This is a genomic window from Nocardioides sp. WJ219 (assembly GCF_058559815.1).
In genome coordinates this window covers 138,400-150,232 of sequence record NZ_JBZUJV010000004.1, presented here as the reverse complement: position 1 = coordinate 150,232, position 11,833 = coordinate 138,400, and the positions used below count along the sequence as shown (strand labels likewise).

The following is an 11,833-nucleotide window of genomic DNA, read 5'->3' as shown; positions in this document are numbered from 1 at the left end:
CGTCGTCACGCCTGCGGCTGCCGCCGCCGCTGGAGGAGCAGCCCGACCCCGGCGGCGCCGAACAGCAGCACGATCACCAGCGGTGCCAGCCAGCCGGGCAGGCCGGAGTCGTCGGCCCGGGCGGCCTCGGTCTCGGCCGCGGTCGGCGCGACCGGGTCGGCGAGCACGGTGGCCGTCGTCCCGTCGTCACCGGCGACGGCGCCCGCGCCGGCCGACGTGGTCGGCTCGGACGGCGAGGGGGTACCGCTCGGCGAGGTCGCGCCGTCGGTCGGACGCGGGGCGGCCGGCCCGTCGGTGCCGGGGGCGGCGCCGGTCGTGGGTGCCTCACCGGGCGCGGTGCTGCCGCCGGTGTCGCCGTCACCCTCGCTGCCCCCGCCGCTGCCACCCGCGCCGCCACCGGCGTTGCCGCCGTCCTGCGGGGACGGCGTACCGCCGCCGGGCGACGACGACGTATCCGTCGGCTGCTCGGTGGGCTGCTGCGGAGCGGTGGTCGGCTGCGGGTCGGGCTGCGGCGCGGGCGCACCGTGCGTCGGCGGCGTGAACGACGGCTTGGCGTCGCCGGCCACCTGGTCCCACGAGAACGCGACGGACGCGCCGTCGGGCACGGTCAGTCCCTTGACGCCCAGGCTGGAGAAGGTCCAGGTGCCGCCCTTGCCGTCGGACCACCACAGCGACCAGAACCGCGACCCGTCGGGCTGGCCGCAGCCGGTCGGCTTGGTGCTGACCTGGCACACGTAGCCCGGGTTGCGCGGCGTGTCGGCGTTGATCGCGAACCCGGCGTCCTGGAACAGGTCGATGGCCGCACGTCCGCCACCACCGGCCACGCAGTCGCCCTGCACGCCGCCGCCGAGCTCGTTGAAGTCGACGACGACGGTGACGCCGCTGTCCGTCGGGCACGCGTCGGCGTGGGCCGGGGCGGCGCCGACGGTCAGCAGCAGGGAGGCCAGGACGGTCACCGCGGCCGCGAGGGCCGTGGTGACCGACCGGAGCGGGGAGCTCATCGGGTCTTCAGCACCCGGACCTGGGTGCTGCCGACGCGGGTGCCGAACTCGCCGACGGCCCGCAGGCGCTTGGCGCCGACCGGGACGCCGGCACCGACCTTGGCGGTGCGCACGAACGTGCCGGTGCTGCTCGCCCGTCCGGAGACGAGCTGCTTGCCGGCCAGGACGACGCGGACGCGCTCGCCCGCGGCCAGGCCGCGCACGGTCACGCGCAGGGCCTTGCCGCGGCGGACCTGGTCACCCGCTGCGACCTTGAGCGTCGTGGCGCCGAGCACGCGCACCGTGGCGGCACGCTGGCCGGGGCCGGTGGTGGCGACGTACCGGGCGGTGCCGGTGGTGCGGGGCACGGTGACGGTGGCCGTCGCGGTGGCGGCCTCGTCGTCGAGCATCGCGACGGCGCCGGGACCCGTCACGCAGGGCGCGTCGCCCGAGGCGATGCCGGTCACCCGCAGGGCGACCCGGCTGCCGCCCTGGACGTAGCCGGTGGGAGCGCTGAGCCCGACGGTCGGCGGCGCGGTGCGGTCGTAGGCCAGGCCGTTGGTGGCCTGGGCGGTGGCGCGGCGGTACTGGTCGCGCTCGTTGTCGCCGATGCCGTCCTCGGTGTCGCGCTCGAGGGTGGCGGCGTCGTAGGCGATCGCGCCGGTCTCGCCGGCGAGCGGGGTCCCCGCCTCGCCCTCGACCTGCAGGGCCCGCACCCAGGCGGCGGCCCGGTAGGCGTCGTCGAGCACGCACGCCTCGCCGAGTGCCCACGCGCCGAGGCCGGTGGTGTTGGCGTTGCCGGTGTCGGTCGGCGGCGCGCCGCCGATGGAGCCGTCGTCGGCCTGCTCGGCGGAGATGAACGCCGCCGCCTTGCCGATCGCCCGGGCGACGGCGGGGACCTCGGACCGGGTGCGCAGGTTGACCAGCACCAGGGCGGCGATGTCGGCGTTGGCCGGCGCGACCTCGGGGTCGCAGGTGTCCTCCTCGACCGTGCGGAAGTCGAGCGGGAAGTGCCCGTCGCTGCACTGCTGCGCGAGCAGGTGGTTGGTGACCGCAGCCGTCCTCGCGCTGCCGGCCTCGTCGAGGGCGCGGACGGCGAACGCCTGGCCCAGCACGTTGGCGTAGTCGCCGAACTCGCTGGCGTCGGAGATCTGGCCCGCCGGCAGGTCGCCCGTGCCGTCGGCGACCCGCGCCTCGAGGCGGGCCACCAGGTCCTGCCCGGCGTAGGACGTCGGGTCGCCGCCGCTGGCCGCCACGAAGGCGGTGAGCTTGGCCAGCGAGTTGGCGTAGGTCTCGTCACCGGCGCCGGTGTAGCCGTCGGTCTCCTCGGCCAGGCGCTCGCGCAGGGCCGTGGCGGCCTCGGTGTCGCCGGCCTTGAGCAGCGCGAACCCGGCGTCGATGTTGAGGCCGACGTCTGCGAACGAGGAGCCGGGGTACAGGAACGGCCCGTTCTCGTCGAGGTCGTCGGCCAGCCAGGAGGCGCCGGCGGCGCTCGAGGGCGAGGGGTCGGCCGAGGCCGGGGACCCGGAGACGAGGGACGCCGTGACCGCGAGGGCGGCCAGACCGGCGAGGGCGGTGCGGTGGTTCATGGGTTCCTTCCCGCTGCTCAGCGGGAGGCCCCGGCCCAGGCAGGGCCGTCAGGTCACCCGCTGCTTTCCACGACAGCGATGTGGTGAGACGCGTCGTGGCGGGTGCTCCGGCTCGTGGACCGCCGCGAGCGACGGTTCCACCTACGGTTGCGGGTCAGCGCCGGACTCGGACCGGCTTTCCCCACCACGGGCGTGATGAATGGTTCGGCGGCAGCCTACTCCCGGCGCGGCCCGCTCCTCGTAATCGAGACGGCCTGTGGAGGACGCCGGCGCGTCGGCGGGCGGTCGGCCAGGCTGGGGGCGTGCTGCTGCGTCCCGGCCTGAGAGACCTCGACCTCGCGTGCAACGCCGCCCTGCTCGTCGTCGCGGAGCGCGGCATGGAGGCCCTGAGCGTGCGCGCGATCGCAGCCCGGATGAACGTGACCGGGCCGGCCCTGACCCAGCGCTGGGACAACCGGGCGCGGCTGTGGCGGCTCCTCGTGCACGAGGTCGGCGACCGCTGGTTGCGCGCGGTCGTCGCCGAGGTCCACCTCGGTGGACCGGTCGCCTTCCTGCCGTCCACCGACGAGGAGATCGCCGACGCGCGCACCTGGCGCCTGTTCGCCACCCTGGCGCGGTCCGACGCCGACCTCACGGGCGTGGTCGTCGACATCGACGACCGCGAGCGGGGCGCGTTGCGCGAGTCCGTGGAGGCGAGCCGCCGTTCCAGGCTCGCGATCCCCACCCTCGAGCTGCTGCACGCGACGCTCGTCGGCCTGCGCCAGCGGGTCTGCTGCCCCGTGCAGCCGCTTCCGGCCGAGGTCGCCCGGCCTCTCTGGGAGTCGGCCCTCGCCGCCCCCACGCGGCGGGCGGGCCGGTTGCCTCCTAACTAATCGATTAGTTAGTGAAGATGGAGGGACCCCGCGACGCGCGTGCAAGAGTGCCCGCGTGCTCGACGCCCTCCTCGCACCCGACGCCGACGGCTCGGCCACGGCGGTCACCGTCGGCGACCGGGTCCTCTCCCGCAGCGAGCTGCTCGACGCCGCCGGGCGCTGCGCAACGGCGCTCGCCGCCCGTGACCTGGACGGGCCGGTGGCCGTGCACGCCACCGCCTCGGTCGAGACCGTGGCCGCCGTGGTGGGCGGGCTGCTGGCGGGCGTGCCCGTCGTGCCCGTGCCGCCCGACAGCGGGCCCGTCGAGCGCGAGCACGTGCTCCGCGACTCGGGCGCCACGGCCTGGGCCGGGCCGCCCGACCTCGCCCCTGGGGTGACGCCGCTGGTGCCCTCGACCGCGGCGGCACCCGTCGCGCCCGACCTCGACGCCACCGCGCTGGTGCTCTACACCTCCGGCACGACCGGCCCGCCCAAGGGCGTGCCGCACACGGGCCGCTCGCTCGCCGCCTGTCTCGACGGCCTCGCCGACGCCTGGGCGTGGACGCCGGACGACGTGCTGGTCCACGGCCTCCCGCTGTTCCACCTCCACGGCCTGGTGCTCGGGGTGCTGGGTCCCCTGCGCGTCGGCTCACCGCTGGTGCACACCGTGCGTCCCGACCCGGCGTCCTACGCCACCGCCCGCGGATCGCTCTACTTCGGCGTGCCGACGGTCTGGCACCGCGTCGTCAGGGACCCGGCCAGCGCGGCGGCCCTGCGTCGGGCCCGGCTGCTCGTCTCGGGGAGCGCGCCGCTACCGGTGTCGACGTCCGCGGCGTTGGCGGAGCTCACCGGCCACGCTCCGCTCGAGCGCTACGGCATGACCGAGACCGGCATCACGCTCAGCGCCCGCCACGACGAGACACCGCGGGCCGGGTGGGTCGGCCGCCCGGTCGGCGCCACCGAGACCCGGCTGGGCGACGAGGAGGGTGGCGGCCGGCTGGAGGTGCGGGGACCGTCGGTCTTCACCGGCTACCTGGGCCACGACGACGCCGCGCTGGACGACGACGGTTGGTTCGCCACGGGCGACCTCGCCGTCCGCGACACCGACGGCCTGCACCGCATCGTCGGCCGCGAGTCGACCGACCTGATCAAGACCGGCGGCTACCGCGTCGGCGCCGGCGAGGTCGAGGCGGTCCTCCTCGACCACCCCGCCGTCGACGAGGTCGCGGTGGTCGGCGCACCCGACGACGACCTCGGCCAGCAGATCGTCGCCTACGTCGTCGGCGACGCCGCCGGCCGCGAGGCCGAGCTCACCGAGCTCGTCGCCACCCGCCTGTCCTGGCACAAGCGCCCCCGCCGCGTCGTCGTCGTCGACGAGCTCCCCCGCAACGCGATGGGCAAGGTCCAGAAGACCCTCCTCCTCGACCCCTGACCGCCGCAGGTCGAGCGAGTGGTTTCGAGACGGTTGCCAGCGCAACCTCCTCCTACCGTTGGTCGAGGAGGTCGGCCACGACCGTCTCGAGACCACCGTCGTCGACCCCCGCTGGTCGAGCCGGGCGAGCGCCAGCGAGCCCGAGTCGAGACCCGGCGAGGCACAGGCGCCGGGCGGTTTCGAGACGGTTGCCAGCGCAACCTCCTCCACCACCGTTGGTCGAGGAGGTCGGCCACGACCGTCTCGAGACCACCGTCGTCGACCCACGCTGGTCGAGCCGGGCGAGCGCCAGCGAGCCCGAGTCGAGACCCGGCGAGGCACAGGCGCCGGGCGGTTTCGAGACGGTTGCCAGCGCAACCTCCTCCACCACCGTCGGCGTCGAGGAACCGTCAGGCCAGGCGCTCCAGCACCAGCTCACGCACCCGTGCCGCGTCGGCCTGGCCGCGCATCTCCTTCATCACCGCACCGATGAGCGCGCCGGCGGCGGCGTGCTTGCCGTCGCGGATCTTCTGGGCGACGTCGGGGTTGGCCTCGATCGCCTTGTCGACCGCGGCGCCGAGGGCGCCCTCGTCGGAGACGACGGCGAGGCCGCGGGCCTCGACGATCTCCTCGGGGGTGCCCTCGCCGGCGAGCAGGCCGTCGAAGACCTGGCGGGCGAGCTTGTCGTTGATCGTGCCGGCGTCGACGAGGGCCTGGACGGAGGCAACCTGGGCCGGCGAGACGCCGAGGCCGGCGATGTCGACCCCGGACTCGTTGGCGCGGCGGGCCAGCTCGGTGAGCCACCACTTGCGGGCGGCCTGCGGGGCGCAACCGGCGGCCACGGTCTCCTCGACCAGCCCGAAGGCGCCCGCACCGACGGTGTCACGCATCTCGAGGTCGGTGAAACCCCACTCGGCCTGCAGCCGGGCCCGCTTCTGCGTCGGGTTGTCGGGCAGGGTGCCGCGCAGCTCCTCGACCCACTCCCGTGACGGCGCGACCGGCACCAGGTCGGGCTCGGGGAAGTAGCGGTAGTCCTCGGCGTCGGACTTCTCCCGGCCCGAGGTGGTCACGCCGGTGTCCTCGTGCCAGTGGCGCGTCTCCTGCAGGATCGACCCGCCGCCGTCGAGCACCGCCGCGTGGCGCTGCATCTCGTAGCGCACCGCCCGCTCGACCGAGCGGAACGAGTTGACGTTCTTGGTCTCGGTCCGCGTCCCGAGCCCCGCGGTGCCCTTGGGCGCCAGCGAGAGGTTGACGTCGGCGCGCAGGTTGCCGTGGTCCATCCGGGCCTCGGAGACGCCGAGCGCGACGATCAGGTCGCGCAGCTGCGCGACGTACGCCCGCGCGACGGCGGGCGCCTTCGCGCCCGCGCCCATGATCGGCCGGGTGACGATCTCGATCAGCGGGATCCCGGCACGGTTGTAGTCGACCAGGGAGTAGTCGGCGCCGTGGATGCGTCCGGTGGCGCCGCCGACGTGCAGCGACTTGCCGGTGTCCTCCTCCATGTGGGCGCGCTCGATCTCGACCCGGTAGGTGTCACCGTCGACGTCGACGTCCATCCACCCGTCGAAGCAGATCGGCTCGTCGTACTGGGAGGTCTGGAAGTTCTTCGGCATGTCCGGGTAGAAGTAGTTCTTCCGCGCGAACCGGCACCACTCGGCGATCGAGCAGTTGAGCGCCAGCCCGATCCGGATCGCCGACTCGACGGCCTTGCCGTTGACCACCGGCATCGCGCCGGGCAGGCCGAGGCAGGTCGGGCAGACGTTGGTGTTGGGCTCACCGCCGAAGACCGCGGGGCACCCGCAGAACATCTTGGTGTTGGTGTTGAGCTCGACGTGGACCTCGAGTCCCAGGGCCGGGTCGTAGGACGCCAGCACGTCGTCGAAGTCGACCAGCGTGGCGGTCATCGCGCACCTCCGTTCAGGGCCGGGGCCCGGTCGAGCAGCGGCCCGCCCCAGCGGTCGGTCAGGGCCGCCTCGAGGGCGGCACCCACGCGGTAGACCCGGTCGTCGGCCAGCGCCGGCGCCAGGACCTGGGTGCCGACGGGGAGGCTGTCCTCGTCGGCCAGGCCGCTCGGCACCGAGATGCCGGGGACGCCGGAGAGGTTGGCCGGGATGGTGGCGAGGTCGTTGAGGTACATCGCCAGCGGGTCGTCGAGCTTCTCCCCCAGCTTGAACGCCGTGGTCGGCGCGGTCGGCGAGACGAGGACGTCGGCCTGGGCGAACGCCGCGTCGAAGTCGCGGCTGATCAGCGTGCGCACCTTCTGGGCCTGGCCGTAGTAGGCGTCGTAGTAGCCGCTGGAGAGCGCGTAGGTGCCGAGGATGATCCGGCGCTTGACCTCGTCGCCGAAACCGGCGTCGCGGGTGGCGCGCATGACCTCCTCCGCAGACGGCGAATCGATGCCCTCGGGCAGCACCCGCAGGCCGTAGCGCATCGCGTCGAACTTGGCGAGGTTGCTGGAGGCCTCGGCCGGCAGGATCAGGTAGTAGGTCGCCAGGGCGTGCACGAACGTCGGGCACGACACCTCGACGACCTCGGCGCCCATCGAGACCATCAGGTCGACGGACTCCTGGAACCGCGCGAGGACGCCGTCCTGGTAGCCGTCGCCGGACAGCTCACGCACCACGCCCACCCGGACGCCGGTCAGGTCGCCGTCGGCACCCTGGCGGGCAGCCGCGACGACGTCGGGCATCGGCTGGTCGACCGAGGTCGAGTCGCGCGGGTCGTGACCGCCGATGACCTCGTGCAGCAGGGCGGAGTCGAGCACGGTGCGGGTGACCGGGCCGACCTGGTCGAGGGAGTTGGCCAGGGCGACCAGGCCGTAGCGGGAGACCCCGCCGTAGGTCGGCTTGACGCCGACGGTGCCGGTGACGGCGCCGGGCTGGCGGATCGAGCCGCCGGTGTCGGTGCCCAGGGCGAGCGGCGCCTCGAAGGCGGCGACCGCGGCGGCCGAGCCGCCGCCGGACCCGCCGGGGATGCGTCCGAGGTCCCAGGGGTTGTGGGTGGGCCCGTAGGCGGAGTGCTCGGTGGAGGAGCCCATCGCGAACTCGTCCATGTTGGTCTTGCCCAGGATCGGCAGGCCGGCGGCCTTGACCCGCGCGACCACGGTGGCGTCGTACGGCGGGATCCAGCCCTCGAGGATCCGCGAGCCGCAGGTGGTGGGCAGGCCCTCGGTGGCCAGCACGTCCTTGACGGCGATCGGGACGCCGTCGAGGAGCGAGCGGGTCGCGCCCTCGGCGCGGCGCTCGTCGGCGGCGGCGGCCTGCGCGAGCGCGCCCTCGGCGTCGACGTGCAGGAACGCGTGCACCGCGCCGTCGACCTCGGCGATCCGGTCGAGGTGGGCCTGGGTGAGCGCGACCGAGGTGGTCGCGCCCGAGGCGAGGTCGTCGGCCAGCTCGGCGGCGGTCCGCCGGATCAGGTCGGTCACTGCTCGTCACCCAGGATCCGCGGGACGGCGAACCGCTGCTGCTCCTGCGCCGGCGCGCCGGACAGCGCCTGCTCGGGCGTCAGGGACGGCGTCACGACGTCGTCGCGGAAGACGTTGGTCAGCGGCAGCGCGTGCGACGTCGGGGGCACGTCGTCACCGGCCACGCCGCTGATCGAGGCCACGGACTCGAGGATGACCGACAGCTGGGGCGCGAGGTGGTCGAGCTCGGCGTCGTCCAGGTCGATCCGGGCGAGCGTCGCCAGGTGCGCGACCTCGTCTCGGGTGATCTCAGGCATGCCTCCCAGCCTAGGGCGTCCGTCCGGGTCGCGTGACGGCGCCAGGACGCCGGCGGCCGCGCACATGAGAGCTTCTTCACCCGCACCTCATCCCGACCTCACGGCGGGCCACCACGCTGGTCCCACGACGCCGGGGCGGGACCGCCGCGGCACCTCCACCGGAAGGACACCCCATGTCACCCCTGCGTGCCGCCACCGCCACCGTGGGAGCCGCGGCCCTGCTCGCCGCGCCCCTCGCCACGATCACCGCCACCCCGGCCCAGGCCGCCGAGCGGAGCGCCCGTTGCGACGGCGCGAAGTTCGAGCTCGAGGTCGAGCGCGACGACGGCCGCTTCGAGGTCGACGCCGACATCGACGACGCCCGGCCCGGGTCGCGGTGGCGCGTCGTGCTCAAGCAGGACGGGAAGACCTACGTCAACACGGTGCGCCGGGCCGACGACGACGGCGACGTCGGGATCGACCGCAACCGCCCCAACACCCGCGGCAAGGACGTCTTCACGATGCGCGTCAACCGCGTCGGCACCGCCGGCGGCTGCACGGTCCGCATCGTCATGCGCTGACCGCGCACCCGGGCCCTCCGCCCCGCACCCGCGACACCGATCGGTCGCGGGGTGTCGTCGTCCTGGCGGGACCCGCCAAGATGGGTGGCATGCCCGTCACCCGAGGATTCACCGGCAAGCGCCGGGCCGAGGCCGCCGGCCGAGCCGACCGCCTCCCGCCCGGCCAGTACGACGCGGGGGCCGAGTGGCCGACGCTGACCGCCGAGGTCACGCCGCACCTCGACCCCGAGCACTGGACCATCACCGTCGACGGCCTCGCGCGCACGCCGACCACGTGGACCTGGCGGCAGCTGCGGGCGCTGCCGGGCGACTCCTACTTCGGCGACATCCACTGCGTCACCACGTGGAGCCGGTTCGACACGACGTTCGTGGGCGTCAGCGTCGACACCCTGCTCGAGGCCGCCGGGCCGCTGCCGGAGGCGGCGTACGTGATGGCCCACAGCACCACCGGCTACACCACCAACCTGCCGCTCGCCGACGTCACCGGCGGCAAGGCCTGGCTGATGTGGGAGGCCGACGGCAAGCCGCTCAGCGACGAGCACGGCGGGCCGGTGCGGCTGCTGGTGCCGCACCTGTACTTCTGGAAGTCGGCCAAGTGGGTCACCCGGCTCGAGCTGATGGCGCGTGACCGGCCCGGCTTCTGGGAGAGCAACGGCTACCACGACCGCGGCGACCCGTGGCTCGAGCAGCGCTACCAGGGCGACCCGTGAGCACCGAGGCGACGAGCTGGACCACCGCCACCGTCGTCGAGATCGACCGGCCCGACGGCCGGCTGGCCCGGATCCGCCTCGACGTCGACGGCCGCGTCGACCACCTGCCGGGCCAGCACTACGTCGTCCGCCTGCGCGCGCCCGACAACTACACCGCCCAGCGCTCCTACTCCGTCGCCTCCGACCCGGCCGACCCGCTGGTCGAGCTGCTCGTCGAGCGGCTGCCCGACGGCGAGGTGTCCGGTCACCTCCACGACGTCGCCGAGCCCGGCGACGTGCTGGAGGTGCGGGGGCCGATCGGCGGCTGGTTCACGTGGACCGGCGACACCACGGCCGTCGCGATCGGCGGCGGCAGCGGCATCGTGCCGATCGTCTCGATGCTGCGGTACGCCGTCCGCACCGGCCGGGCCGACCGGCTGCGGGTCGTCGCGGTCGGCCGCACCCTCGACGAGCTGCCCTACGCCGAGGAGCTGCTCGCGGGCGGCGCGTTCGTCGCCCTGACCCGGGAGAACCTGGGCAGCCGGGTCGCCGCGCCGCCGTACCCGGAGGAGGTCCGTGACCTCGTCGGCGACGGAACACCCACGCCGGCCGAGGCGGCGTACGTGTGCGGCTCGGTGGGCTTCGCCTCCTTCGCCACGCGCGTGCTGGGCGAGGCGGGGATGCGGGCCGACGCCATCCGGGTGGAGCAGTTCGGGGCCACGGGCTGACACCGCGGGGTGGTTGAAGGTTCATCGATCTCGGCTACCGTCGGACCCATGACGAAGCTCGCGATCATCTACTACTCCAGCTACGGCACCATCCACTCCATGGCGACGCGCCTCGCGCAGACCGCCGAGAGCCAGGGCGCGGAGGTCCGGCTGCGCCGGGTGCGCGAGACCGCGCCCGACGAGGTCGTCCAGAGCGTCGAGCCGTGGGCCGCGCACGCCGCCTCGGTGGCCGACCTGCCCGTCGCCGAGCCCGACGACCTGGCCTGGGCCGACGCCGCGATCTTCGGCTCCGGCACCCGCTACGGCCACGTGACCAGCCAGCTGCAGTCGTTCATCGACACCCTCGGCCCGCTGTGGCAGGAGGGCAAGCTCGCCGACAAGGTCTACGCGGCGATCACCTCCAGCTCGACCAAGCACGGCGGCCAGGAGACGACGCTGGAGGCGATGAACACGACCTTCGCCCACTTCGGCGGCATCATCGTCCCGCCGGGCTACACCGACGCGGTGAAGTTCAACGACGGCAACCCCTACGGCGTCGGCAAGGTCGCCGGCAGCGACCTCGACGACGACGACAACGCGGCGCTGGACCACCTGGTCACCCGCGTGCTGATGGTGGCTGGCAAGCTCAACGGCTGAGCGCCTGCTCCACCAGGGCGGCGACCTCGTCGGCCTGGCGGTCCGAGGACACCACGACGACGGCGGTGCGCGACGGCGCACCGCCGTCGGTCTGTCCCAGGACCCGGCCCCGGGTCCAGTCCCGGGTCATCGCGAAGACCGAGTCCATCGCGTCGTCGAACTCCGGCCCGGGGTCGGCGGTGACGCCGCGCAGCCAGCGCCGCAGCACCACGTTGTGCGCGGTGACGACCGCGGCCGCGAGCAGCTCGGCGTGCAGGTCGCCGAGCGGACCCGGCAGCCACTCGCGCAGCCGGTCGCGGAAGAGCCGCTGGTAGCCGAGCATGCTCGCGACCTCGCGCTCGCGCAGCACCGGCACCGTGCGGGTCAGCCGGTAGCGGCTCAGCGCCAGCGGCCCCTCCTCGACGTACTGGTCGAGCACGAGGCGGGCCGCCTCGGTCACCGCCACCCGCATCGTCGTCGCCGACCCGGTGGCCAGGCGGGCCTCGATCCGCGCCTGCAGGTCGGCGTGCCGGGGGAAGATCACGTCCTCCTTGGACCCGAACGCGCGGAAGAACGTCGAGCGGCTCACCCCGGCCCGCTCGACGATCTGCTCGACCGTCGTGGCGTCGTACCCCTGCTCGTCGAAGAGCGCGAACGCCGCCTCGACCATCGGTTCGCGTGCAGCCATGT

General features: G+C 74.4%; 12 protein-coding genes and 1 riboswitch. Of the genes, 6 read left to right on the top strand and 6 right to left on the bottom strand.

The genetic code is table 11. The features are described 5' to 3' along the window. Positions 1-5 precede the first annotated feature (5 nt). Both AC4MBH_RS11550 and AC4MBH_RS11545 read right to left on the bottom strand, forming a co-directional pair. Positions 6-1,001, bottom strand: a complete 996-nt coding sequence (locus tag AC4MBH_RS11550; RefSeq protein ID WP_491795012.1) for a hypothetical protein — start codon at positions 999-1,001, stop codon at positions 6-8. Further along, a complete protein-coding gene (locus AC4MBH_RS11545; protein ID WP_491795011.1) occupies positions 998-2,569 on the bottom strand; it encodes a prenyltransferase/squalene oxidase repeat-containing protein in 1,572 nt (523 codons plus the stop codon). The genes AC4MBH_RS11550 and AC4MBH_RS11545 overlap by 4 nt, the downstream gene beginning before the upstream one ends. Positions 2,570-2,649: 80 nt before the next feature. Continuing rightward, a riboswitch (cobalamin riboswitch) is annotated at positions 2,650-2,773 on the bottom strand. Positions 2,774-2,871: 98 nt separating this feature from the next. Between AC4MBH_RS11545 and AC4MBH_RS11540 the strand changes: the two genes are divergently transcribed. Next, the gene (locus AC4MBH_RS11540) at positions 2,872-3,441 is read left to right on the top strand and encodes a TetR/AcrR family transcriptional regulator (protein WP_491795010.1); all 570 of its coding nucleotides are present in this window, start codon (positions 2,872-2,874) and stop codon (positions 3,439-3,441) included. Positions 3,442-3,496: 55 nt separating this feature from the next. Further along, complete coding sequence (locus AC4MBH_RS11535; protein WP_491795009.1) at positions 3,497-4,852, top strand: AMP-binding protein; 1,356 nt, start codon at positions 3,497-3,499, stop codon at positions 4,850-4,852. 389 nt (positions 4,853-5,241) lie between these two features. Here AC4MBH_RS11535 and gatB read toward each other — a convergent pair whose 3' ends face one another. From gatB to gatC, 3 genes are read right to left on the bottom strand one after another with little or no spacing between them, the layout of a single operon-like run. Further along, a complete protein-coding gene (gatB, locus tag AC4MBH_RS11530; RefSeq protein WP_491795008.1) occupies positions 5,242-6,735 on the bottom strand; it encodes an Asp-tRNA(Asn)/Glu-tRNA(Gln) amidotransferase subunit GatB in 1,494 nt (497 codons plus the stop codon). After that, positions 6,732-8,255, bottom strand: a complete 1,524-nt coding sequence (gene gatA, locus AC4MBH_RS11525; RefSeq protein WP_491795007.1) for an Asp-tRNA(Asn)/Glu-tRNA(Gln) amidotransferase subunit GatA — start codon at positions 8,253-8,255, stop codon at positions 6,732-6,734. The genes gatB and gatA overlap by 4 nt, the downstream gene beginning before the upstream one ends. Beyond that, complete coding sequence (gene gatC, locus AC4MBH_RS11520; protein ID WP_491795006.1) at positions 8,252-8,551, bottom strand: Asp-tRNA(Asn)/Glu-tRNA(Gln) amidotransferase subunit GatC; 300 nt, start codon at positions 8,549-8,551, stop codon at positions 8,252-8,254. The genes gatA and gatC overlap by 4 nt, the downstream gene beginning before the upstream one ends. A gap of 173 nt (positions 8,552-8,724) precedes the next feature. Here gatC and AC4MBH_RS11515 point away from each other — a divergent pair, with 173 nt between their 5' ends. The 4 genes from AC4MBH_RS11515 (at position 8,725) to wrbA (ending at position 11,164) form a co-directional block, all read left to right on the top strand. Continuing rightward, the gene (locus AC4MBH_RS11515) at positions 8,725-9,111 is read left to right on the top strand and encodes a hypothetical protein (protein WP_491795005.1); all 387 of its coding nucleotides are present in this window, start codon (positions 8,725-8,727) and stop codon (positions 9,109-9,111) included. Between the two features lie 89 nt (positions 9,112-9,200). Beyond that, the gene (locus tag AC4MBH_RS11510; protein ID WP_491795004.1) at positions 9,201-9,821 is read left to right on the top strand and encodes a sulfite oxidase-like oxidoreductase; all 621 of its coding nucleotides are present in this window, start codon (positions 9,201-9,203) and stop codon (positions 9,819-9,821) included. Further along, positions 9,818-10,528, top strand: a complete 711-nt coding sequence (locus AC4MBH_RS11505) for an FAD-binding oxidoreductase (protein WP_491795003.1) — start codon at positions 9,818-9,820, stop codon at positions 10,526-10,528. The genes AC4MBH_RS11510 and AC4MBH_RS11505 overlap by 4 nt, the downstream gene beginning before the upstream one ends. Before the next feature lie 48 nt (positions 10,529-10,576). Continuing rightward, the gene (gene wrbA, locus AC4MBH_RS11500; protein ID WP_491795002.1) at positions 10,577-11,164 is read left to right on the top strand and encodes an NAD(P)H:quinone oxidoreductase; all 588 of its coding nucleotides are present in this window, start codon (positions 10,577-10,579) and stop codon (positions 11,162-11,164) included. Here wrbA and AC4MBH_RS11495 read toward each other — a convergent pair. Beyond that, positions 11,154-11,831 (bottom strand): TetR/AcrR family transcriptional regulator, encoded by a 678-nt coding sequence (locus AC4MBH_RS11495; protein ID WP_491795001.1) that lies wholly within the window; start codon positions 11,829-11,831, stop codon positions 11,154-11,156. The genes wrbA and AC4MBH_RS11495 overlap by 11 nt on opposite strands. Positions 11,832-11,833: the final 2 nt, after the last annotated feature.

Bases quoted from the DNA above. Each gene is read 5' to 3' on its own strand.
- AC4MBH_RS11550 (WP_491795012.1), bottom strand. From the start codon at position 1,001: ATGAGCTCCCCGCTCCGGTCGGTCACCACGGCCCTCGCGGCCGCGGTG.
- AC4MBH_RS11545 (WP_491795011.1), bottom strand. From the start codon at position 2,569: ATGAACCACCGCACCGCCCTCGCCGGTCTGGCCGCCCTCGCGGTCACG.
- gatB (WP_491795008.1), bottom strand. From the start codon at position 6,735: ATGACCGCCACGCTGGTCGACTTCGACGACGTGCTGGCGTCCTACGAC.
- gatC (WP_491795006.1), bottom strand. From the start codon at position 8,551: ATGCCTGAGATCACCCGAGACGAGGTCGCGCACCTGGCGACGCTCGCC.
- AC4MBH_RS11515 (WP_491795005.1), top strand. From the start codon at position 8,725: ATGTCACCCCTGCGTGCCGCCACCGCCACCGTGGGAGCCGCGGCCCTG.
- AC4MBH_RS11510 (WP_491795004.1), top strand. From the start codon at position 9,201: ATGCCCGTCACCCGAGGATTCACCGGCAAGCGCCGGGCCGAGGCCGCC.
- wrbA (WP_491795002.1), top strand. From the start codon at position 10,577: ATGACGAAGCTCGCGATCATCTACTACTCCAGCTACGGCACCATCCAC.
- AC4MBH_RS11495 (WP_491795001.1), bottom strand. From the start codon at position 11,831: ATGGCTGCACGCGAACCGATGGTCGAGGCGGCGTTCGCGCTCTTCGAC.